At 60.8% G+C, this 22,256-nt stretch carries 14 protein-coding genes, 1 tRNA gene and 9 pseudogenes; 7 read left to right on the top strand and 17 right to left on the bottom strand.

Annotated elements, in window-relative coordinates:
- The 3 genes and pseudogenes from JCM25143_RS22365 to JCM25143_RS18750 form a co-directional block, all read left to right on the top strand.
- On the top strand, positions 1-361 hold a 361-nt coding region (locus JCM25143_RS22365; RefSeq protein WP_035370985.1), incomplete at its 5' end, for a transketolase-like TK C-terminal-containing protein.
- A 36-nt stretch (positions 362-397) separates the two neighbouring features.
- A pseudogene (gene gap, locus JCM25143_RS18755) lies at positions 398-1,419 on the top strand (type I glyceraldehyde-3-phosphate dehydrogenase).
- Positions 1,419-2,642, top strand: a pseudogene (locus JCM25143_RS18750) (phosphoglycerate kinase). The pseudogenes gap and JCM25143_RS18750 overlap by 1 nt, the downstream one beginning before the upstream one ends.
- Positions 2,643-2,771: 129 nt before the next feature.
- Here JCM25143_RS18750 and JCM25143_RS10455 read toward each other — a convergent pair.
- The 13 genes and pseudogenes from JCM25143_RS10455 to JCM25143_RS10390 form a co-directional block, all read right to left on the bottom strand.
- The gene (locus JCM25143_RS10455; protein WP_025861095.1) at positions 2,772-2,963 is read right to left on the bottom strand and encodes a hypothetical protein; all 192 of its coding nucleotides are present in this window, start codon (positions 2,961-2,963) and stop codon (positions 2,772-2,774) included.
- A complete protein-coding gene (locus JCM25143_RS10450; RefSeq protein WP_025861094.1) occupies positions 2,954-3,529 on the bottom strand; it encodes an FkbM family methyltransferase in 576 nt (191 codons plus the stop codon). The genes JCM25143_RS10455 and JCM25143_RS10450 overlap by 10 nt, the downstream gene beginning before the upstream one ends.
- Before the next feature lie 126 nt (positions 3,530-3,655).
- On the bottom strand, positions 3,656-4,615 hold the full coding sequence (locus tag JCM25143_RS10445) for a DMT family transporter (RefSeq protein WP_025861093.1): 960 nt from the start codon (positions 4,613-4,615) through the stop codon (positions 3,656-3,658).
- Between the two features lie 51 nt (positions 4,616-4,666).
- The gene (locus JCM25143_RS10440) at positions 4,667-5,329 is read right to left on the bottom strand and encodes a protein-tyrosine phosphatase family protein (protein WP_025861092.1); all 663 of its coding nucleotides are present in this window, start codon (positions 5,327-5,329) and stop codon (positions 4,667-4,669) included.
- A gap of 150 nt (positions 5,330-5,479) precedes the next feature.
- The gene (locus tag JCM25143_RS10435; protein WP_051543221.1) at positions 5,480-5,830 is read right to left on the bottom strand and encodes an RNase A-like domain-containing protein; all 351 of its coding nucleotides are present in this window, start codon (positions 5,828-5,830) and stop codon (positions 5,480-5,482) included.
- A gap of 35 nt (positions 5,831-5,865) precedes the next feature.
- Positions 5,866-6,219 (bottom strand): hypothetical protein, encoded by a 354-nt coding sequence (locus JCM25143_RS10430; RefSeq protein ID WP_025861090.1) that lies wholly within the window; start codon positions 6,217-6,219, stop codon positions 5,866-5,868.
- A 445-nt stretch (positions 6,220-6,664) separates the two neighbouring features.
- A complete protein-coding gene (locus JCM25143_RS10425) occupies positions 6,665-7,447 on the bottom strand; it encodes a succinate dehydrogenase iron-sulfur subunit (protein ID WP_025861089.1) in 783 nt (260 codons plus the stop codon).
- A 24-nt stretch (positions 7,448-7,471) separates the two neighbouring features.
- A pseudogene (sdhA, locus tag JCM25143_RS18745) lies at positions 7,472-9,282 on the bottom strand (succinate dehydrogenase flavoprotein subunit).
- A 111-nt stretch (positions 9,283-9,393) separates the two neighbouring features.
- Positions 9,394-9,807, bottom strand: a complete 414-nt coding sequence (gene sdhD / locus JCM25143_RS10415; RefSeq protein ID WP_025861088.1) for a succinate dehydrogenase, hydrophobic membrane anchor protein — start codon at positions 9,805-9,807, stop codon at positions 9,394-9,396.
- A gap of 1 nt (position 9,808) precedes the next feature.
- On the bottom strand, positions 9,809-10,282 hold the full coding sequence (gene sdhC, locus JCM25143_RS10410) for a succinate dehydrogenase, cytochrome b556 subunit (RefSeq protein WP_025861087.1): 474 nt from the start codon (positions 10,280-10,282) through the stop codon (positions 9,809-9,811).
- Between the two features lie 241 nt (positions 10,283-10,523).
- Positions 10,524-11,544, bottom strand: a pseudogene (locus JCM25143_RS18740) (aspartate-semialdehyde dehydrogenase).
- Positions 11,545-11,672: 128 nt separating this feature from the next.
- Positions 11,673-12,850 (bottom strand): annotated as a pseudogene (locus tag JCM25143_RS18735) (phosphoserine transaminase).
- Positions 12,851-12,884: 34 nt separating this feature from the next.
- Positions 12,885-12,968, bottom strand: a tRNA-Leu gene (locus tag JCM25143_RS10390).
- A 168-nt stretch (positions 12,969-13,136) separates the two neighbouring features.
- Here JCM25143_RS10390 and JCM25143_RS10385 point away from each other — a divergent pair.
- A complete protein-coding gene (locus JCM25143_RS10385) occupies positions 13,137-13,721 on the top strand; it encodes a Spy/CpxP family protein refolding chaperone (protein ID WP_051543218.1) in 585 nt (194 codons plus the stop codon).
- 168 nt (positions 13,722-13,889) lie between these two features.
- Positions 13,890-15,123 (top strand): annotated as a pseudogene (locus tag JCM25143_RS18730) (multidrug effflux MFS transporter).
- Between the two features lie 19 nt (positions 15,124-15,142).
- On the opposite strand, the gene JCM25143_RS25415 reads toward JCM25143_RS18730, so the two are convergent.
- From JCM25143_RS25415 to JCM25143_RS18720, 4 genes and pseudogenes are all read right to left on the bottom strand, one after another.
- Positions 15,143-15,298, bottom strand: a complete 156-nt coding sequence (locus tag JCM25143_RS25415; RefSeq protein ID WP_408735035.1) for a hypothetical protein — start codon at positions 15,296-15,298, stop codon at positions 15,143-15,145.
- A 383-nt stretch (positions 15,299-15,681) separates the two neighbouring features.
- Positions 15,682-15,879 (bottom strand): Trm112 family protein, encoded by a 198-nt coding sequence (locus JCM25143_RS10370; protein WP_025861085.1) that lies wholly within the window; start codon positions 15,877-15,879, stop codon positions 15,682-15,684.
- Positions 15,880-15,941: 62 nt separating this feature from the next.
- Positions 15,942-16,648 (bottom strand): annotated as a pseudogene (locus tag JCM25143_RS18725) (LON peptidase substrate-binding domain-containing protein).
- Between the two features lie 3 nt (positions 16,649-16,651).
- Positions 16,652-17,586: pseudogene (locus JCM25143_RS18720) on the bottom strand (tetratricopeptide repeat protein).
- 176 nt (positions 17,587-17,762) lie between these two features.
- Between JCM25143_RS18720 and uvrA the strand changes: the two are divergent.
- Together uvrA and JCM25143_RS10350 are read left to right on the top strand one after the other, a co-directional pair.
- Positions 17,763-20,806 (top strand): annotated as a pseudogene (gene uvrA, locus JCM25143_RS18715) (excinuclease ABC subunit UvrA).
- A 279-nt stretch (positions 20,807-21,085) separates the two neighbouring features.
- Positions 21,086-21,913: a creatininase family protein gene (locus JCM25143_RS10350; RefSeq protein WP_035370987.1), complete on the top strand. Its 828-nt coding sequence runs from the start codon at positions 21,086-21,088 to the stop codon at positions 21,911-21,913.
- Positions 21,914-22,256: the final 343 nt, after the last annotated feature.

The raw sequence follows: 22,256 nt of genomic DNA, 5'->3' as shown, positions 1-22,256 counted from the left end.
GGCGGCGGCTCGGCTGCTGGCCGGGCAGGGCGTGCGTGCCGCCGTGGTGTCAATCTGCTGCTGGGAAGTCTTTGCCCGCCAGACCCAAGCCTACCGCGCCACCGTGCTGGGCGAGACCGAAGCACACGGCCAATCCACCCTGCGTGTTGGCATAGAAGCCGCCAGCAGCTTTGGCTGGGAACGGTGGCTGGGAGCTGATGGAATTTTCATCGGAATGGATGATTTTGGCATATCCGCCCCGGCCAACGCGGTGTATGAACGCTTCGGTATAACAGCCAAAGCAGTCTGCGGCAGGGTTATGGAACGCCTTGGCGTAGCCGCCACGGAGCAAGGGTCAGCCCACGAGGCCGATCCGTCCTAGAAGAAGATCATAAAAAAAACTACGGAGAACCACCCCATGGCAGTTAAAATCGCAATTAATGGCTTTGGCCGGATCGGCCGTCTTGTCCTGCGCGGCATTATCGAAAGCGGCCGCACCGATGTGGTGCCGGTAGCCATCAACGACCTTGGCAGCGTTGAGGACAACGCCCACCTGCTCAGCTATGACAGCGTGCATGGCCGCCTGGCCGCCGATGTAAAGGTTGTGGACGGCAAGCTGGTCATTTCCGCCAATGGCCGCACATGGGACCCCATCACCGTTTCCGCCGAGCGCGACCCCTCCAAGGTGCCTTTCGCTGGCATTGACGTGGCCATGGAATGCACGGGCCTGTTCACCACGCGTGAAAAAGCCGCCCAGCTTCTGGCCGCTGGCGCACGCAAGGTGATCGTCTCCGCTCCCGCAACCGATGTGGATGCAACCATCGTCTACGGTGTGAACGAGTCCGTTCTGACCGCGGATATGGAAGTGATCTCCAACGCCTCGTGCACCACCAACTGCCTTGCCCCCGTGGCCAAGGTGCTGGAAGACGCTTCGGGATCGAACGCGGCTACATGGTGACCATCCATTCCTACACCGGCGACCAGCGCACGGTGGACACCCTGCACAAGGACCTGCGCCGCGCCCGCGCTGCCGGGCTGAACATGATCCCCACCTCCACCGGGGCGGCTCGCGCCGTGGGTCTGGTTCTGCCGCAGCTCAAGGGCAAGCTGGATGGCACCGCCATTCGCGTGCCGACGGCCAATGTGTCGGTCGTGTCGCTCGACTTCGTGCCCAAGACCGCACCTGCCAGCGTTGAGGCGGTTAACGCCGCCATCAAAGCCGTGGTGGACTCGGGTAGCATGAAGAACGCGCTGGACTACTGCGATGCGCCGCTGGTCAGCTCCGACTTCAACCACGCCATTGCATCCTCCACCTTCGACGCTACCCAGACCGCTCTGGTCGATGGCGGCAAGCTGGTGCGCGTGTGCTCCTGGTATGACAATGAATGGGGCTTCTCCAACCGCATGTCTGACACGGCAGCGCTGTTCGGTTCGCTCTAATGGCCGCGCCCCTTCCCTTCGCTACGCTGGATACGCTTGACCCGCAGGCAAGCGCATTCTCGTGCGCGTTGACCTGAACGTACCGATGAAGGACGGTCAGGTTGGCGATCAGACCCGCATCGAGCGGATTGTGCCCACAATCCGCGAACTGGCGGACAAGGGCGGGCGGGTTATTCTGCTCAGCCATTTCGACCGGCCCAAGGGCAAGGTCGTGCCTGACATGTCGCTCAAGCCCATTGCCACGGCACTGGCCACGGCACTGGGGCGGCCTGTCAGCTTCGCGCATGACTGCATTGGTGATGAAGCCGAAGCCGCTGCGCGCACCCTGCGCGATGGCGAGGTGCTGCTGCTGGAAAACACCCGTTTCCAGCCCGGCGAGGAAAAGAACGACCCCGATCTGGCCACCGCACTCGCCCGACTGGGTGATGTGTACGTGAACGACGCGTTCTCTGCCGCACACCGCGCGCATGCCTCCACCGCCGGGGTGGCTGGGCACCTGCCCTCCTTCGGTGGCCGCCTGATGGAAGCCGAACTGGCAGCCCTGTTTACCGCCCTTGAAAACCCCGAGCGCCCCGTAGGGGCCATTGTGGGTGGCGCCAAGATTTCCACCAAGCTGGAACTGCTGGAAAACATGCTGGCCAAGGTGAACATGCTCGCCATTGGCGGGGCCATGGCCAACACGTTCCTTGCGGCACAGGGCGTAAATGTCGGCAAATCCCTCAAGGAAGAGGAAATGCTCGACACCGCACGCAAGATCATGGCCGAAGCAAGCGCGCGGCTGCGATCTGGTTCTGCCGGTGGATGTGGTCGTAACCGAGGAATTCATGGCGGGCGCCCCTACACGGACCGTGCCTGTTTCTGAAATTCCCGATGGCTGGATGGCACTCGATGTCGGCCCGCAAAGCGTGCAGATACTCAACGCCAAGCTGGCCGGGCTGAAAACACTGGTGTGGAATGGCCCGCTGGGCGTGTTTGAACTGCCCCCCTTCGACGAGGGCACGAACGCCGTAGCACAGGAAGCCGCACGGCTAACACAGGCAGGCACGCTCAAAACCGTGGCTGGCGGTGGCGATACCGTGGCCGCCCTGCGCCACGCGGGTGTGCTGCACGACATGACCTATGTTTCCACCGCCGGTGGTGCATTCCTTGAATGGCTCGAAGGCAAGGTTCTGCCCGGCCTGACCGCCATCAGCACCACCCTGGAAAAGACTCTGCCGGTCTGACCCCGGCCCGCACCGCCTCCCCCTCCTGTCCATAGCGAGCAGTTGGGTGGGGCGGTGTTCTTACCTCAGGCCTTCTGACAGGGCATATCTCGCCACAGAACGCGCCCTGAAGGCAGCAGCCTCCCGCTTCTAAAAAAAGATACGCGCCAGATGCGGCGGCACAGCCAGAATATTCTCCTGCTTGCCTGCCCAGTCGAACGCGACAGGCACAAAGCCCTCAACCTTTGTACGAATAGCCAGAACCCGATAACCACGAGGTAGGCTGTTCATGAATGTTTCCTCATTCACAAAGCTTTTTTTGGTATCGCGGTTCAGTTCCATGATGATGACGGGCTGATCACGCTCGAGCGTTTGGCGCAGGCCACGCAGTACATGCGGCTCAAAGCTTCCACATCAATCTTGACCAGCCCGACCGTGACGGCCTCAGCCTCCGTTACCACATCTCCCACACGCACGGGGAGCACAACCCCGCTGGCCTCTGCAGGCTCGCTTACAAAATGCCCTGTTCCCATATTGTCTTTTTTTGGTGGGATAAATACGAGCTGCGTTTCTTCATCTCCCAAACCAAAAGAAAACAGACGGACATTTGAAAAACCATTTCTGTCCACATTACTTTTCAGTCTGGAAAAAATGGCCGGAAAGGGCTCGAACGCCAGAACGGTAGCAAACAGCCTGCCTCCCAAAATGGAAAACAGCCCGCTATTGGCACCAATATCCATAAAAGCCTGCTCAGACAGGCCGGGAATATTTTTTACGCAATACTGCAGGCATGACAGCGTATTTCGCTCATACATGCCCGTATAATAAACATATGTATCAATCAGATTGGCCGGGGCGCAGAGATAATCCAGCCCGAAAAGATCCACCCGGCGCTCGCCCACCAGCATGCGGCACCAGCCAGCCCAGCAACTTTCTGCGCAGGGCAAAGGGCAGAAGCCGACAATGCAGCGCTCTGCGCAAAAGCCGCTCCGCCATACCAGCCTGTTCAGGCATTTTTGGCAGGTTTTGTTTCCTCACGGTTCTTCCACGATCGGAATATCGCTGTTCGCAGAATGTTTTTTACGGCGTGAAGGCATGCGGCTGAACAGTTGCGCCACCAGCACGCCCCCCATAACAACAGCCCCGCCCAGCAGCGTGGGTAAGCTTGGCACCTCGCCCAGCATGAAATACGCCATGACCAGCACCGTAGGGGCATCCAGATACAAAAACCCTGCCGAACGCGCGACACCCATGCGCCCCACCACATGCGCCCATGCCGCATAGCCAACAACGGATGGGAAAATAGCCAGCACCAGCATCAGAATCCACGGCGCCATGCCATGGCCCTGCGCTTGCGTAATGGCCCCCGGCAACCATGGCAGCAACGCCACGGCCCCGCATAGCAATATCCACGCCGTTGTCGGCAGGGGGCCATAGCGCGCAATCAGGGGCTTTTGCAGCACGTAATATAGAGCCGTGCATAAGGCTGCTGCCAGAATACAGGTCGCCCCCGAACCAAAGGAAAAGCCCCCCGGCTGCCCGCCCCCAATAATGGCAACCCCCAGAAAACTGATGCCCGAGCCCACCCAACCCGCAAGCGGCAGTTTCTCGCGCATGAACACCACCGCCATAATGGCCGTCAGCAACGGAGAAATATTGATAAGCAGGCTGGCAGCCCCCGCCGTAACACTCTGCTCGCCCATGTTGAACAGAATTGTATACAGCGCGATCCCTACTCCGCCGCATACGATAAAACGCGGCAGATCAACCAGCCGGGGCAGGGCAGGGCGCGTATAGGCGGCCCATGTCATGATAAGCGTTGCCGCCAGAGCGTAACGCAAAGCCGAAAGCCCGGCAGGCGAGAAATATTCGAGCGCCATGCGAATAACCGGATACCCGCATGACCACGAAAGCAGCGTTACGCACAGAGCAAGCAGCGGCAGGGGCTCATGCCTGCCAGACTGGACAGAAACAGTGCGATGATCATGCGCCATGCCCACACCCTTTGGCCCCGCTGGCCGTACCTGATACCGTAAAAAACGCCCCTATTCGCGCCGCAGCACCTGATCGGTCAGGAACGAAGACAGGGCACTGGCTGTAAAGTCCCGCTTCAGCCGTGCCTCGTCATATTCCGTTTCCACCCATGTCAGAAACGGCAGACGCCCTTCCGCCTCGGCCTGATAGCGCAGAAAAAACGCATCGAGTATGCCCGTGCGCGAACGCCTGAAATGCCCGTACCGCCATGAAAGCTGTGCCAGCGCCTGCTGCGCCGTGCCGCCTTCGAACAGCACCACCAGACCAGATGCCAGCCCGGCCCTGTCCGCGCCGGACTTGCAATGCATCAGCATGGGAAAGGCGAGGGACTGGTATAACCCCGCAAACCGCAGAATACGATCGCGGTGCGGTGCGCCACGGCTTTCAAACGCCATATCCACATGCGCAAGGCCAATACGCCCCGCCGCATCGCGCGAGAGCGCATCCGACCCGCAACGGCGGTGCCCACGCAGATTTACCAGTGTACGCAGCCCCAGAACCCGCGCCGCCCGCCGCAGGCGCGCAGGTGTGGGGTGATTACAGCGATAGACCTTGCCCGGCACCACTTCATGGAAATTCGTCCATGCCAGACGGAACACGGCATGATCGACAAAAAGACTGTCGTTCCATGCCCGCGCCCGCCCAGACCATGATGAAAGAGTACCATCAAACACGCAAAAGCCGCCCCCGCTTACGGCCCCAAGGCCTGTATTCGAGCCCAAGGTGTTCCATTTCCGGCCCTGCGCGTCAATCGTTCCTGCTGGATAGAGAGGCCTTATTCTGCCACCACAACCGGCCAGACACGAAAACATGCTAGAATGTCGTCATTGGTACAGTCTGACCGTATGGATGTAATAGGCCATCCCTCTTAACTCTTTACTGACAATTGTAACGCGTATCCGCCGGGCGGCCTTATGTTGCCGATTGACACTCTCGATAACGACAGCCCCTTTGCCAGAAATATATCCTTCAATCTCCAACCTGGCTCCTACCCCTGTATGAGCGAGCCAGTCTTCAATTTTATCAGAATTATCCACCAACATCTTGTGAATGGCCCGCTCGGCATCTTCCTTCGAAAGAAAGAGCGAAACAGCAAAATGCTTTTCTTTCGTAAACCGCTCTTCGATATCAGCTTTTGTCAAATAGACATGTCTTTGCAGAGTATAGCCCCCCACCTCGTGATTAGAGGACGAGGGCTGGCCAGATGCTGTCAGATATCCTCCTGTGTCTGCACGGGGCAAGGTTCTGCCTTCCTGCACCTCGGGTCATTTTCAAAAGCATGCAGAACAGCAGACCAGAATGCCCGCAAGCTTTGAAAATGTCCCCAATCAAATGGTTCTTCAGGCTCAACTATGGGATTAGTACCGAGCACAATCCGGCTGGCATGCTCGATATCCTCATCAGAATGCGACAGTAAAATCCTTAATTCGTTTATCGCTTGTGTTTTGAATGACAGATTCCGTGTTTGTGGGTCATTCTCGATAACTTCATTGAGTGTATCGTCAAAAGTATCGGCATCTTCCCCAAACGCACCAGCACCAAGGTCGCTCAGGCGAGGAAACATGTCGAGAATATCGTCATTGGTACAGTTTAATAATGTAGCCATAATAGAGTGTCCTGCTGTGTTTTTTAACAATTGTACCGTGAATATGGTGGGTATTCCTGAGGCAACCATCAATCTTGTAGACGTCATAGGCTCTGTGAAGAGCATACCCGACATCTTCCTTGACCGTGAGACATGAACATCTGCGAGATAACTATGCGGTGAGGTTTCATGGTGCTTGAGATCAAGCACCTTCTCTCGATAATAGAAAAGAAGATTTTGGTTAATAAATCCTGCAACGATCCCTGTGACAAATACTGTTTGGCATGTGGCATGTGGCATGTGGCATGTGGCATGTGGCATGACCTGCCCTGAACACAGGCACAAAAAAAGACCCGGCGGGGGAAGCTCCCCACCGGGTCTTTTATAGTATCCGCCCAAGAGGCAGCTGGTAAAACCCTGTCTCTTACAGCTTGCGTTCGAGCTGCAATTCCTTGATCCGCCCGATAGCTTTGGCCGGGTTCAGGCCTTTGGGGCAGGTCTGGGTGCAGTTCATGATCGTGCGGCAGGCATAGAGCTTGAACGTATCGTCAAGGGCATCCAGTCGGCTGCCGGTGTTCTCGTCGCGGCTATCGGCAATCCAGCGATAGGCGGCCAGCAGCACGGCCGGGCCCAGATATTTATCGCCATTCCACCAGTAAGACGGGCAGGAAGTGGTGCAGCAGAAGCACAGAATGCATTCCCACATCCCATCGAGCTTGCTGCGTTCCTCAATGCTCTGGCGGCGCTCGCCATCGGGCGGCGGGGCGCTGTCAGCCTGCATCCAGGGCTGGATGGAGCGAAGCTGTGCGTAAGCCCCGTCTAGATTGGACACCAGATCCTTGACGATAGGCATATGGGGCAGCGGATAAATCCGCACATCGCCCTTGATGTCCTTGATCGGCTTGAGGCAGGCCAGAGTGTTTTCGCCATCGATATTCATGGCGCACGAGCCACAGATCCCCTCTCGGCAGGAGCGCCGGAAGGTCAGTGTGGGGTCCACCTCGTTCTTGATATGGATAATGGCATCGAGCACCATCGGCCCGAATGTATCCAGATCAAGTTCATAGGTGTCGATCACCGGGTTTTTGCCGTCATCCGGCGACCAGCGATAAATCTTGAATGACTTGACGTTTTTCGCGCCCGCCGGTGCGGGAAAGGTCTTGCCTGTCCCGACGGTGCTGTTGCGCGGCAGTCTGAGTTCGACCATGTTCGCCTCCCTTTGCCCTGCGGATCAGTAAACGCGCTTTTTGGGCGGGAAAACCTCGACCTCATCGGTCAGGGTCTTCATATGTACCGGACGGTATGTGAGTTTCACGCCGCCTTTTTCGTCCAGCCAGGACACGGAATGCTTGAGCCATTCCTTGTCATCACGATCAGGGAAATCGTCACGGGCATGGGCACCACGGCTTTCGTGCCGCGCCAGACCGCTTTCCAGCGTGGCGGTGGCATTGGCCAGCAGGTTTTCGAATTCCAGCGCTTCCATCAGATCCGAGTTCCAGATCAGTGAGGAATCCGCTACCGAAATATCACCAACGCCGCCCCAGATTTCGTGAATCTTGTCCACGCCTTCCTGAAGGCTTTCCTGCGTGCGGAACACGGCTGCATGCGTCTGCATGTCGCGCTGGAGGCGCTCACGCATGGCCGCAACGCGCGTGCCGCCCTTGGCGTAACGCAGCTTGTCCAGACGATCGAGCGCGAACTCACCAGCCCGGCAGGCAGCGGCCGCGTGAAGTCGGTCGGCTTGACCACTTCGGCAGCGCGGCGGGCCGCAGCACGACCGAACACGATCAGATCCAGCAGCGAGTTGGTGCCGAGGCGGTTCGCCCCATGCACGGACACGCAGGCGGCCTCGCCCACAGCCATCAGACCCGGCACCACGGCATCGGGGTTATCAGCCGTGGGGCGCACGACCTCACCATGAATATTGGTGGGGATACCGCCCATGTTGTAATGCACGGTCGGCAGCACGGGCACGGGTTCCTTGGTCACGTCCACACCCGCAAAGATGCGCGACGTCTCCAGAATACCCGGCAGGCGTTCATGCAGCAGGTCGGAGCCCAGATGCTCTAGATGCATCATGATATGGTCCTTTTTGGGACCACAGCCACGGCCTTCCTTGATTTCGATCGTCATCGCGCGGGACACAACATCGCGCGAGGCCAGATCCTTGGCGGTGGGGGCATAGCGTTCCATGAAACGCTCGCCCTCGGAGTTGGTGAGGTAACCGCCTTCACCACGGCAGCCTTCGGTCAGCAGGCAGCCCGCAGGGTAAATACCCGTGGGGTGGAACTGCACGAACTCCATATCCTGCGTGGGCAGGCCCGCACGCATGACCATGCCGTTGCCATCGCCCGTACAGGTATGGGCGGAGGTGCAGGACTGGTAAGCGCGGCCGTAACCACCCGTGGCCAGCACAACCATTTTCGCATTGAAGCGATGGATGGTGCCGTCATCCTGACACCATGCCATGACACCGCGGCAAGCGCCTTCGTCATCCATGATCAGGTCAATGCCGAAATATTCGACAAAGAATTCCACGTTATGCTTGAGGCACTGCTGGTACAGCGTGTGCAGAATGGCATGGCCCGTGCGGTCGGCGGCGGCGCAGGCGCGCGGCACGGGGGCCTTGCCGTATTCGCTCATATGGCCACCGAAGGGACGCTGGTAAATGCGGCCATCTTCCGTGCGTGAGAACGGCACGCCAAAATGTTCGAGTTCCTGCACGGACGGCACGGCTTCACGGCACATGAACTCGATGGCGTCCTGATCGCCCAGCCAGTCCGACCCCTTTACGGTGTCGTACATGTGCCAGCGCCAGTTATCCTCGGCCATGTTGCCCAGAGAGGCACCAATACCACCCTGTGCGGCCACGGTATGGCTACGTGTGGGAAAAACCTTGGTGACACAGGCAGTTTTCAGGCCCGCGGCCCCCATGCCCAGTGTTGCGCGCAGGCCGGAACCACCCGCCCCAACGACCACAACATCATAGGCGTGATCAACAATCCGGTAAGCTCCCCTGGAAGGAGAGGAATTGGCATTCATCGTGACGGCGCTCCCATGTGCGTTAGGCCTGTCAGTCCGTTCAGGTTCATGCCGCACCGGGCTGTCACAGCCGGGCGGCGCAGGATTTCAGTGCAGCAGCAAAGGGCCGGGCTATTTGCCCGAACTGCCGCCAGCCACCAGTTTGATGACGGCGAACACACCCAAAAGCCCCAGCAGGGATGTAATGATCTTGACCGCGAGACGGGTCGGCAGATGCGCCTTGCCGTGCACGTAGTCATCCACGATCACCTGCAGGCCTACCTGCGCATGGTAGAAGGTGGTGATAATGACCGCTGCCAGCATGGTGGCGTTGCAGGGCTTTGCACCCCACCGGGCCACTTCGGCGTGATCAGCCCCGCCAAGACGGAACATCTGCACCACAAACCACGTTGAAAGCGGCAGGAGCGATGCGGCGGAAGCGCGTTCTGCCCACCAGTGCGCCGTGCCGGACTGACCGGCCCCAAGGCCGCGCGCGCGGCCAAGCTGCGAGCGCATGACCTCGATATGAGGCGTGGATGTATTCATATCAGGACACCTTCCCTGCTTTGGCGCGGGCGTGCCTGCGGCGGCCAGCGACACACAGCAGGGCAATACCGAGCACAGCGCTCACGCCTGCCGTCACCTTGACGGCAACAGGGCCGTCCTTGTTCAGCTCTTCCTTGTCGTAGCGGTAACCCGCATCCCAGATCAGATGGCGGAGGCCGCCAACCGTGTGGTACACGACCGAACCGAGCCAGCCGAGCAGCACAAGCTGCCCCAGCGGGTTGCCCGTAACCTTGCGCGCCGTGTTGAACGCCTTCGGCCCTTTGGCCGCGGCCCCCAGCCAGAACACGCCCAGAGCGGCCCCGCCTGTAGCGATCACGCCGGTAATCCGGTTCGATATGGAAAGAACCATGGAAAGCCGGTAGCGGTAGACTTGCAGATGTGGCGACATAGGTCGCTCGATCAGCGTTCCGTCGCTTCGGCTTCCTACATAGAGGGCCTTGCGGATATCCTGCATTGGTGCCTGTACCCCGTCTCTATCCCGCCGCTGGATCGGAGCCCAGCGGGCTTGCATCGTTTTGTCCTACGCCCCGCACCTTGGAGCGGTCAATTGAACCGCTCAACACGAGACCGAGAGGCACGGGATTCTCACTCAGCCGTGTGATCCACACAGCCTGTCAGCCCGTTTGTGCGCCTGTTAAGCCTATGTCGCGCATCCGCGCGGCCAATGGCCACGCGGACTCCGCAACACGGCCTCATCAGGCATGCACGGGCAGCAGGTCGAGAGCGATCATGGTTTCGGCAATCTGCACGGCATTCAGGGCAGCGCCCTTGCGCAGGTTGTCAGACACGCACCAGAACGCCAGACCGTTGGGCACGGTGGGGTCCACACGCAGGCGCGAGACATAGGTTGCATCCTCACCAACACATTCGATGGGGGTGACGTAACCGCCGTCTTCACGCTTATCGAGCACCACCACGCCTTCAGCCTCACGCAGGGCTTCGTATGCACGGGCGAGGTCTACCGGCTCGGCAAACTCGGCCACAACGGACTCGGAATGACCGATAAACACCGGCACGCGCACGCAGGTGGCGATAACTTCCACTTCCGGGTCGAGGATTTTCTTGGTCTCGACTCGCATCTTCATTCTTCCTTGGTCGCGCCGTCATCCATGAAACGGTCGATCTGGGGAATGCAGTTGAACGCGATCTGCTTCTGGAACTGTTCCACCTTGGGCGGATCATTCACGAACGTGCCGCGTGTCTGGGCGAACAGTTCGTCCATGCCGTCCTTACCCGCGCCGGACACTGCCTGATAGGTGGACACCACAACGCGCTTGAGCGTGAACAGGTCATGCAGCGGCTTGAGCGCCACCACCATCTGAATGGTGGAGCAGTTAGGATTGGCGATAATGTTGCGCTTGATGGACTTGAGCGCGTTGGGGTTCACTTCCGGCACCACCAGCGGCACATCGGGTTCCATGCGGAAATGCGAGGTGTTGTCGATCACCACGCAACCAGCCTTGGCGGCAATAGGCGCATATTTGGCGGAAACGGACCCACCGGGCGAGAACAGCCCGATATCCCAGCCGGTGAAATCAAAGGTTTCGAGGTTCTGCACCTTGAGCGTGCGGTTGCCGAACGAGACCTCGCGCCCAGCAGAACGCGGGGAGGCCAGCGCAACAATATCATCAACCGGAAATTCCCGCTCGGCCAGCGTCTTGAGAATTTCCGCCCGACGGCACCCGTTGCGCCTACAACAGCGACCCGATAACCCATGATTCACCTTTTAACGTCTGTAACGACCGACCCCTGCGCCAGCCTCTTGCGGGCGAGATTCTAGACCATTCCCCGCAGGAATGGAATTGGCAGGACAAAAGCCGTGAAAAGGTGAGGGCTGGCGGCGCTCAGCCCTGCGGTGCGATCTGGGCGAAAGCCCAGTCCAGCCAAGGCAGCAGCGCGCTGACATCCGCCGCCTCAACCGTAGCACCACCCCAGATCCGCAGGCCCGTGGGGGCATCGCGGTAGCTGGCAAGGTCAAAGCCCACGCCTTCGGTTTCCAGCAGGGCCAGCATGGCTTTGAGCGCCTTGCCCTGCGCTGCGGCATCAAGGGCTGTAAACCACGGTGCGATAATCCGCAGGCAGATAGCCGTAGAGGAACGCTCCGCCGGGTTCCGGGCCAGAAACTCAACCCAGTCGGTTTTTTCCACCCACTCGCTCACCACCGCAAGGCTGGCCTGACTGCGGGCCTTCAGCGCTTCAAGCCCGCCGATGGACTCCGCCCAGATCAGCCCGTCCAGCGCATCTTCCACGCACAGCATGGACGGAGTGTTGATGGTATCGCCCCGGAAAATACCCTCGATCAGCGCGCCCTTGGAGGTCATGCGGAAAATCTTGGGTAGGGCGCGCGGGGCCTTGTAGCTTTCAAGACGTGCCACAGCGCGGGGGGAAAGGGCGATCATGCCATGGGCCGCCTCTCCGCCCAGAGCTTTCTGCCACGACCATGTCACCACATCCAGCCGGTCCCATGGCAGGTCCATGGCGAACGCTGCCGATGTGGCATCGCAGATCACAAGTCCGTCATGCTCGGCGGGGATGGCCTCTGCGCCGGGCAGGCGCACGCCGGAGGTCGTGCCGTTCCAGGCCAGCACCACATCATGCGCCCAGTTCACCTGTGCCAGATCGGGCAGGCTGCCATAGTCAGCCTTGAGCACGCGCGTGCCTTCAAGCGCGAGCTGGGCCGTGATGTCCTGCGCCCACAGGCTGAAAAACTCTCAAACGCCAGCACATCCACCGGGCGTTCACCCAGCAGCGACCACAGCGCCATTTCCATCGCCCCCGTATCGGAGGCGGGCACAATGCCCACATGCCAGTCCTGCGGCACGCCCAGCACCCGGCGCGAACGCACGATAACATCGTTCAACCGTGCGCGGCCTTCGGGCGAGCGGTGCGAACGGCCCACCAAAGCGCCAGACAGCGCGCCCACAGTCCAGCCGGGGCGCTTGGCGCACGGACCAGACGAAAAGCACGGATTAAGCGGCCGGACGGATGGACGGGACAGCACGGAGGGAGAAAGCGCGTTCATAAGTCTGGCCGAATTTCAAACAGAAAGGAAAATTTGGTACGAGAGAGGGGATTCGAACCCCTATGCCTTTCGGCGGTCGATTTTGAGTCGACTACGTCTACCGTTCCGTCACTCTCGCAAGGTGAAGTGGCTCCTGTCCTACCAGCAAAACAGCCTGTGGAAAAGAGCGCGCTGGATACCGCCGCCGTGTTCGCCTTTTTTCCGACATAACAACAGGCAATGGTAGCACCTGCACGAGGGGTTTTTACCCCCCGCGAACGACATATATGACGCGAAGGCGATATTCATGACCATGTCAAAAATGTTTCTGGCGCTGCCCCTGATGACAGGGCTGGTCGCAGCCGGGGTTCCGGCACTGGCCCATGCGCAGGACAGCGCGCCAGCCGCCACCACGCACGGCACTACCGCCGGAACAGCAGGCATGTCCGACACCATGCATGGCCCCATGCACGACATGATGCACGGCCCCCATGATGGCCCCCACGGCCCCATGCATTGTGGCCCCGGCAGCCCGTTCATGCATCTTGACGGCATCAAGCTGAGTGCCGACCAGAAAAAGAAGCTCCATGCCATCATGGAAGCAAACCGCCCGGCCGACCCCAAAGCCGCCATGGAGCAGATGCACGGCCTGCACAAGCAGATCCGCACCCTGCTGACCTCGCCCGGCCCGGTGGACAAGGCCCAGTTGCAGGAACTGGAGCAGCAGCTTGCCTCGCTTGAAAACCAGCGCGTGCTCAAGCACCTGCAGATTGACGTACAGATTCACGATCTGCTGACAGCCGATCAGCTCAAGGAACTGGCGGCCCGCCCCGACATGCCGCCGCCGCCCCCTCCGCCGCCGCCCGGCAAGGATGCTCCCAAGCCCGAATAACCGCCAGTTTCAGGCAGTTGTACCGGCAGGGCGGCCATGGTTCATGGCCGCCCTTTTCTATTGGCTGACCAGTTTTGTCGCAGCCGCCTCCCGCATAGAACAGTGGACAAAGCGCACAGCCGGGAGAAAGATGTGCCGCTTTCCGCCCCAGCCATTGTTGTTTCCTACATGCGCGCAAACGTACCCCCTCTTCCTACCCTGACATTTCCTCTTATCGTTCTGCTTGGTCTGGTTACCGCCATTGGCCCGCTGGCGACGGACATGTACCTGCCCGCCTTCCCGCAGCTTGATTCTGACATGGCCCACGGCCCGGGATCAGCCCAGATGACACTGGCGGCGTGGTTTCTGGGACTGGCCATCGGCCAGTTCTCGCAAGGCCCGCTTTCCGACCGGTTTGGCCGCAAGGTGCCACTTATCATTGGTCTGGGCATTTTCGGGCTGGCCAGCGCAGGCTGCGCGCTGGTGCATGACTATAAGCTGTTCTGCTTTTTCCGCTTTTTAAGCGCGCTTGGCGGATCGGCCAGTGCCGTTATTCCGCGCGCCTCGGTGCGCGATGTGGCCACAGGCCGCAAGGGCGCGCATATCATGGCCCAGCTTACGCTTGTGTTCGGCGTCATGCCCATACTGGCGCCAACCCTTGGCAGCCTGGTGCTGAAATTCGGCTCATGGCGCAATATCTTCTGGGTGGCGGCGGTCTATGCGGCGCTTGCCATTATCGCAACACAGGTGATGCTGCCCGATACGCTGGCCCCTGAACGGCGTATCCGGCTTGCACCATCAGATATTCTAAGCCGCTACCGCTCTATCCTTGCCGAGCCGGTTTTTCTGTCCAATGCGCTGATCACGAGCTTTTCCAGCTTTGTCATGTTTGCCTATCTGGGCGGTGCCCCTGTTCTGTTCGAGCAGGTGCTTGGGTTTTCTCCCTCCGCCTTCGGGATATTTTTTGGCGTTAACGCCTCGTTCTTTATTCTGGGCACACAGATCAACGGCAGGCTGGTTCACCGTATTTCCATGCCGGTCATTCTGGAGGCGGCCATTCTGTGGTCCTGCCTGCTGGGCGGGGTGTTTGTTGTGCTGGCGGTCATGGGGGTGGCGGGGCCAAACCATCCGCTGCTGACCTGTATGCTGATTACCAGCATTACGGCGGCACTGGGCTTTATCGGCCCCAACGGCACGGTGCTGTCCTTTTCACGCCATGGGCAGCATGCAGGCAGCGCCTCGGCCCTGCTGGGCACACTCCAGTTCGCGCTGGGCGCACTCAGTAGCGTTCTGGTAGCTTATGCCCCAGCATGGCGCGCTGCCAACCGCCATCGGCATGACAACCGGCGCGCTGTGCATGGCGGCCAGCAACATCCTGCGCCGTCAGGCAACGGATGCAAACGAGCACGAGCAGGAAGCGTAACGCCCCACCCGGAGTGCCCTCAGTCGCTGGAATCCGTGGAGGATGACCGGGTACTCCGGCGCGTTGTCCCTTTGAAAGAAGACGTGCCGGGGTCGGTCGTGTTGAGGGTATTGGGGGGCTTGCCGTAAATGGCCTGTGTCTGCGGTGTAACGGTATGGCCGTCCTGCAAGCGCATGGGCCGGCGGTGCCACCTGCATCCGGGTTTACGACCTCGTAGCGTTCCTCAGGCTTGGGCGGCGGCGGTTTGACCCGCGGATGCCCCGATGCCGCGGCCAGACGGTCGCGCTCCTGCTCGAGCTTTTCCTGCCGCTCCACATCGCGCTGGGCAGCACGGGCCTCGGCCTCGGCCGCTTCGGGCAGAAAACGGCCCGGCCGCTCATAAGGCAGGTCTATGTTATCGCCCTCGATGGGGGTACGGCACCCGGCAAGCAAAGGCCCCAGCACCAACAGACCGCCCATGGCCGTGTGCCAGAACCTGCCACCGCCAACCTTGCGACACCGTCTGTCCAGAACCATGCGTATCGCCCGCGACGAAAGAAAAACCAGAAAACCGAAAACTCAGCCTTCGATCCGGCGCGCCTCATCGGGCAGCATCACGGGAATGCCATCACGGATGGGAAAAGCCAGCCCCGCCTTTTCGCTAATAAGTTCGCCCGTGGCGGCGTTATAGGTCAGCGGCCCCTTGGTAACAGGGCACACCAGCACGGACAGCAGGCGCGCATCGATGGGCGCGGTTGCGGTTGCGGTATCGGACATGGACAGCTTTCCCCACATGTTTCTTGCCAGCACAGACCCGTTGCCCGTGATGTGCCGCCCCTTCAGGATGGCGGACCTTCGTGTTCCGGCCCGGCCATATCCAGCAGTGTCTGCAGCACCCGCACGCGTTCGGTCAGGCTTGCCGCATCAAGCAATGCCTGTTTTTCCGCCGGAGGGAAAGGACAGATCATGGGCAGGGTGACCAGCAGCATGCTGTCATCCATCTGTTCTATGAGTGACCAGCGGGCATCCAGGCCCTTGCGCTGGAAATAGCGGCGCATGGAGTCTAGCAGGTGGGTGCGGTCAAACGGTTCGGAGGGGATTTCGTTCAGATCCCCCGCAAAGGTGGAGGCATCGATCCGCCCGATGCGGTAGCCCCGCCGCGGCGTGGTCTCACGCAGGAGCCGAAAGCGGGTAACCCCCGACAGGGTAATGGCGTAGGTGCCATCAGCCGCTCGGTAAAGGAGGAAATACGCCCCAGCGTGCCCACACCATATAGAGGTGGGGCCAGATTTTCCTCGTCATCTTCCTCACGCCAGCGGGGCTGGATCAGCCCCAGCAGGCGGTTGGTAGCCAGTGCATCTTCCACCAGCGCCACATAGCGCGGCTCGAACACGTTCAGCGGCAGCCGCCCGCGTGGAAAGAGCAACACCCCCGAAAGCGGAAACAGCCCCACCTCCGGCGGCATGTCCGCCAGCGTCATATCCTGTACGCGCGGAATCCGCCGGGGAATATCATCTTCCGCGAAAGGAGAAACGCGCGTGCCCATGGGTTACGAGAACAGCAGCGACGACAGGCGACGGCGGGCCGCCAGCGTATCGGGGTCATCATGCCCCCACGCCTCGAAAAACCGCAGAAGCTGCTGGCGGGCGGCACCCTCTTTCCAGCCCCGGTCCGCACGGATGACATGCAGCAGTTCGGCGGCGGCTTCCTCCCTCCGGCCTGCGGCGTTCAGGGCCGTAGCCAGTTCGCAACGGGCCTCAAAATCTTCGGGGTTGGCAGCAAGGCGCGCCTGAATGCCTTCCATGGCTTCAGCCGCCTGCCGTCCCTCACGCTTGAGTTCAAGGGCTGCGCGCGCGCCGGCCACGTCGGGGGCGTTGGTAATTTTTTCCGGCACGTCTGCAAGAGCAGCGGCGGCGGATTCCTCATCATCCAGCGCCAGCATGGCGCGCACCAGCCACCCCATGCGCGGGGGTTTTCCTCTTCCTCGCCAATAACCGAGGAATACATTTCCGCCGCTACATCCGGCCGGCCGGTTTCCAGCGCGGTATCGGCTTCCTGCAGGCGTTCGGTAGCGGGCAGGGTGCCACCACCACTGGCCTTGAGCACCGTCTCGACAAATTTTTTCACGCCGCTTTCGGGCAGGGCCCCCTGAAACACGTCAAGGATCTGGCCTTTCCAGAACGCCGCCACCAGCGGAATGGACTGGAGCGGCAGCCCCACCTGCGCAAGCTGGGCAGCCAGCGCACGGTTGGCCTCGATATCGACCTTGACCAGCCGCACCTTGCCCTTGGCCGCACGCACGACTTTTTCCAGCACGGGGGCAAGCTGCTTGCACGGCCCGCACCAGTCCGCCCAGAAATCCACCAGAACCGGAACGGAGCGGCTGGCCTCAATCACATCGTTGATAAAGCTGTCCTGCGTGCCGTCCTTAATCAGATCCGCCTGTGCGCCTGCCGTATCCGGCTGGCCAATCAGCTGTTCCATCGGTTCTGTTCCCTGCTCTGGCCACGGCGCGCCGTGGCGTGTCTGTTCTTGCTGTCCTAGATGGGCAATCTTGCCCCACAGGGCAAGGGCTCAGGGGTATCGGGCGGGGAAGGATTGCGCGCAACGCCATTCTGGCCCCATACTAGGACAAAACAGGAACAGCGGCAGGGCGTTCAATGGCACAGTCACCAAAACGGCGTAAAACCCGGGCCACCCCGGAGCAGGACATACCGGAAAACCAGGACAGCCCGGCCACGCTGCCGCCCGCCGCACAACCACAGACAGCAGTTGTGCCATCCGCAGGCACACAGGCGGCCCTGCCGCAGGGCTGGGGACCGCAGGCCATTCGTGTGCGCGGCGCGCGGGTGCATAACCTCAAGAATATCGACATCGACATCCCACGCGACCGGCTGACTGTCATGACCGGGCTTTCCGGCTCGGGCAAATCCTCTCTGGCGTTCGATACCATCTATGCCGAAGGCCAGCGCCGCTACGTGGAAAGCCTGTCCGCCTATGCGCGGCAGTTTCTGGAACTGATGGGCAAGCCCGATGTCGATTCCATCGAGGGGCTTTCTCCCGCCATTTCCATCGAGCAGAAAACCACCTCCAAAAACCCGCGCTCCACGGTTGGCACCGTAACCGAAATCTATGACTACATGCGCCTGCTCTGGGCGCGCGCGGGTGTGCCGTATTCCCCCGCAACGGGCCTACCTATCGAGGCACAGACCATCAGCCAGATGGTGGACCGGGTTGTGGCTCTCCCCGAGGGCCTGCGCCTGATGCTGCTGGCCCCCGTCATCCGTGACCGCAAGGGCGAATACCGCAAGGAACTGGCCGAACTCCAGCGCAAAGGCTTTACCCGCGTGCGGGTGGACGGCACGCTGTACGATATTGGCGAAGTCCCCAGCCTGAACCGCAAGCTACGCCACACAGTGGAAGTGGTGGTGGACAGGCTGGTGGTGAAGGAAGGCATACAGACCCGTCTGGCCGATAGTCTGGAAACAGCGCTCGGCCTGTCTGACGGCATTGTTTATGCCGAGGAAGTGCGCCGCGACGGCAATGAAGAAGACGCCGTAAAACTGGTTTTTTCCTCGCGCTTTTCCTGCCCGGTCAGCGGGTTCACGCTTGAGGAAATTGAACCCCGCCTGTTCTCCTTCAACGCACCACAGGGGGCCTGCCCCGCCTGTGACGGGCTGGGGTCTGAAACCTTTTTCAACCCCATACTGGTGGTGCCCGATACACGGCTTTCGCTCAGCAAGGGAGCCATAGCTCCGTGGAAGGATGCCAAATCCCCCCTGCTGGAACAAACGCTCGAAAGTCTGGCCGCGCATTTTGACATCGACATGGACACCCCCTGGCAGGACCTGCCCCAGACCGCACGCACCGGTATTCTGGACGGGGTGGATGAGAGCGTGGTGTTCACCTACCGCGAAGGCCGCAAGGCTTACGCCGTAACCAAACCGTTTGAAGGCGTGCTGAAAAGCCTTGAAAAACGCCTGCGCGCCACTGACAGCATGTGGGTGCGCGAGGAACTCTCGCGCTATCAGTCAGACAAACCCTGCCATGCCTGCAATGGCGCACGCCTCAAGCCCGAAGCGCTATCCGTGCGGGTGGCGAATGCAACCATCGCGCAGGCATCCGACCTGCCTATTGGCGAGGCGCTGGACTGGTTTGCCGCCGTGCTGCCCACCCTTACCCCCCAGCGCGCGGATATTGCGCAGCGCATCCTGCGTGAAATCACGGAGCGGCTGAAGTTCCTTGACGATGTGGGGCTGGATTACCTGACCCTCTCACGCGGGTCGGCCACACTGTCCGGTGGGGAAAGCCAGCGCATCCGGCTGGCCAGCCAGATCGGCTCGGGGCTGACAGGTGTGCTGTATGTGCTGGATGAGCCTCTATCGGGCTGCACCAGCGCGATAACGAGCGCCTTCTGGGCACGTTGCAGCGGCTCAAGGCGCTGGGCAACACGCTGATTGTGGTTGAACATGATGAAGACGCCATCCGCAGTGCGGACTGGCTGGTGGATATGGGGCCGGGAGCTGGGCTCAATGGCGGGCAGGTGATTGCCGCTGGCACGCCAGAAGAAGTCGCCCGCGTGCCTGAAAGCCTGACGGGGGCTTATCTATCCGGGCGCAGGCGTATTGATGTGCCCACCACGCGCCGCAAGGTGGACAAAAAACGCCAGATCATTCTCGAAGGGGCCAGCGGGCATAACCTGCGCGATGTCACCGCCAGCTTTCCCCTTGGCACCTTTACCTGCGTGACCGGGGTTTCGGGCTCGGGCAAATCCACTCTGGTGCTGGATACGCTGTACCGCGCCCTGTCGCGCCAGCTCATGGGCACGGCCACCACGCCCGAACCCTATCAGCGTATCCGGGGGGTGGAACTGCTCGACAAGATTATTGATATCGACCAGTCCCCCATCGGACGGACCCCGCGTTCAAACCCCGCCACCTATACCGACCTGTTCACCCCCATCCGCGACTGGTTTGCCGAACTGCCCGAAAGCAAGGCGCGCGGCTACAAGGCGGGGCGCTTCTCCTTCAACGTCAAAGGTGGGCGGTGCGAGGCCTGTCAGGGCGATGGGCTGCTGAAGATTGAAATGCACTTCCTGCCCGATGTGTATGTAACCTGCGATACCTGTAAGGGGGCGCGCTACAACCGCGAAACGCTTGAAATCCGCTTCCGGGGCAAAAGCATTGCCGATGTGCTGGCCATGAGCGTGGATGAAGCCTACCCCTTCTTTTCCGCGCAGACACGCATCCGCGACCGGCTGGCCATCCTGCAAAAAGTCGGCTTGGGTTATCTGACACTGGGCCAGCAGGCCACCACTCTGTCAGGCGGTGAAGCACAGCGCGTCAAACTGTCCAAGGAACTGGCACGCCGGGCCACGGGCCGTACGCTGTATATTCTGGACGAACCCACAACCGGCCTGCACACCGAGGACGTGCGCAAGCTGCTGGAAGTGCTGCACGCGCTGGTGGATCAGGGCAATACGGTGGTGGTGATCGAGCATAACCTCGAAGTTATCAAAACCGCTGACTGGATTATTGATGTCGGCCCGGAGGGAGGCAGCGGCGGCGGGCGTATTCTGGTCGAAGGAACACCCGAGACCATTGCCGCCTGCGCCCAGAGCCATACGGGGCGTTTTCTTGCCCCCATGCTGGACCTTGCCCCCCAGACGGCTGCCAAAACAACCACCAAGAAAGCAGCCTCCTAACCCCATGCCCGGCACCACCTGCGCGCCGCCCCGGAGCACGGCTTGCCCCCTCCGGGGCCAACCTGCCCCACCGACCTGCTCCGTCAGGAACCGCCTACTGCCGGGGCAAGGATACAACCGGCTTTTGCTCTCAGGGATAAGGCACCGGATATGAGCGTAACCAGAGGGCGCAAGGCCGTGCCTGACACCAGCATGCGGGCCAAAAATACACGACATGCAAACAGCCCGAACCGTCCCGCACGGAGGACACCGCTGGCAGGAAAAACCCTGTTAGGCCTCATGACCGGGCTGAGTTTAGGGCTGGGGGTGGCATGCGCGCCCTCCGCCCCGGCCCATGCGGCAGAAGCCTCCGCATGCCGCCAGTTACCCGCCTCGGTTCTGTTCGAGCAGCGCACATGGACAGAAATCCGCGATGGGCTGGCCTGTGGCGTTACCACCGTCATCATTCCCGTAGGGGGCACGGAACAGAGCGGGCCGTATATCGCCGTTGGCAAACATAATGTGCGTGTTCTAGCGCAGGCCGAGCGTATTGCCCGAGCGGCAGGGAATACGCTGGTCGCCCCGGTCATGGCCTATGTGCCCGAAGGTGGTACAAAACCCCGCACCAGCCACATGCGTTTTGCAGGCACGCTGAGCATACCCCCGGATGTGTTTGAAAAACTCGTGCAATCCGCTGCCGAAAGCCTGCGCGTGCAGGGCTTTACCCTTGTGGTACTGCTGGGAGACCATGGGGGTTATCAGACCCAGCTCAAACAGGCGGCGGATACGCTCAACACCGCATGGCGCGGCACGGGTGCCAAGGCACTGTATGTTCGCGCCTATTACGATGTCCTGCCCCACCAATATGCCGACTGGCTGAAAAAAAATGGCCATGAAAAAGAAGTCGGGCTCCATGCGGAACTGTCCGATACGGCGCTGATGCTGGCGGTTGACCCCACCATGGTACGCCAGCAGGCCCTACGCGCGGGGCCTGCCCCCACGGCTGCACAAGGTATTTATGGGGGCGATCCGCGCGGGGCATCTGCCGCACTGGGGCAGCCGGGACTGGACATGCAGGTTCGGGCTGCAACACAGGCCATAGAGGCCGCACGCACGCCGCCGCCCTAAAGCGTAAAGGGAATTTAAAGTCCGCCGAATGGACGCTCACCATGCCGCCATGCTAGACACAGCCACGGTTTTTCGGGGCAACGGCCCCGTAAGGGACAGTCCCGCAAGGCGCGTATAAAAGGCATAATGTCATGGGTGTAAAACGGTATCTGGCATCGGCGGCGGCCCTGACAGGCTTATGGCCGCAAACGCCACACTGGGCGGGCTGGCAGCCCATGCGCAGGACTGGAACTGGCAGAGCGATCTTTCCCGCCCGGTCAGCAACGCGCCCGCAGCAAAAACCGCAACCCCGGCCACGGCCCCTGTAACACAGGCTGCTCCTGCCACGGCACCGCAGGCGGGG

This window comes from Acetobacter papayae JCM 25143 (assembly GCF_000613285.1).
GTDB classification, from domain to species: domain Bacteria; phylum Pseudomonadota; class Alphaproteobacteria; order Acetobacterales; family Acetobacteraceae; genus Acetobacter; species Acetobacter papayae.
The sequence above is the reverse complement of the archived record's forward strand: the minus strand, read 5'-3'. Positions and strand labels throughout refer to the sequence as shown.

What these genes read in the sequence shown, in the direction of transcription:
- JCM25143_RS10455 (WP_025861095.1), bottom strand. Translation starts at nt 2,963, where the DNA reads ATGGAACTGAACCGCGATACCAAAAAAAGCTTTGTGAATGAGGAAACA.
- JCM25143_RS10450 (WP_025861094.1), bottom strand. Translation starts at nt 3,529, where the DNA reads ATGCTGGTGGGCGAGCGCCGGGTGGATCTTTTCGGGCTGGATTATCTC.
- JCM25143_RS10445 (WP_025861093.1), bottom strand. Translation starts at nt 4,615, where the DNA reads ATGGCGCATGATCATCGCACTGTTTCTGTCCAGTCTGGCAGGCATGAG.
- JCM25143_RS10430 (WP_025861090.1), bottom strand. Translation starts at nt 6,219, where the DNA reads ATGTTTCCTCGCCTGAGCGACCTTGGTGCTGGTGCGTTTGGGGAAGAT.
- JCM25143_RS10425 (WP_025861089.1), bottom strand. Translation starts at nt 7,447, where the DNA reads ATGGTCGAACTCAGACTGCCGCGCAACAGCACCGTCGGGACAGGCAAG.
- sdhD (WP_025861088.1), bottom strand. Translation starts at nt 9,807, where the DNA reads ATGAATACATCCACGCCTCATATCGAGGTCATGCGCTCGCAGCTTGGC.
- sdhC (WP_025861087.1), bottom strand. Translation starts at nt 10,282, where the DNA reads ATGCAGGATATCCGCAAGGCCCTCTATGTAGGAAGCCGAAGCGACGGA.
- JCM25143_RS10385 (WP_051543218.1), top strand. Translation starts at nt 13,137, where the DNA reads ATGACCATGTCAAAAATGTTTCTGGCGCTGCCCCTGATGACAGGGCTG.
- JCM25143_RS25415 (WP_408735035.1), bottom strand. Translation starts at nt 15,298, where the DNA reads ATGCGCTTGCAGGACGGCCATACCGTTACACCGCAGACACAGGCCATT.
- JCM25143_RS10370 (WP_025861085.1), bottom strand. Translation starts at nt 15,879, where the DNA reads ATGTCCGATACCGCAACCGCAACCGCGCCCATCGATGCGCGCCTGCTG.
- JCM25143_RS10350 (WP_035370987.1), top strand. Translation starts at nt 21,086, where the DNA reads ATGACCGGGCTGAGTTTAGGGCTGGGGGTGGCATGCGCGCCCTCCGCC.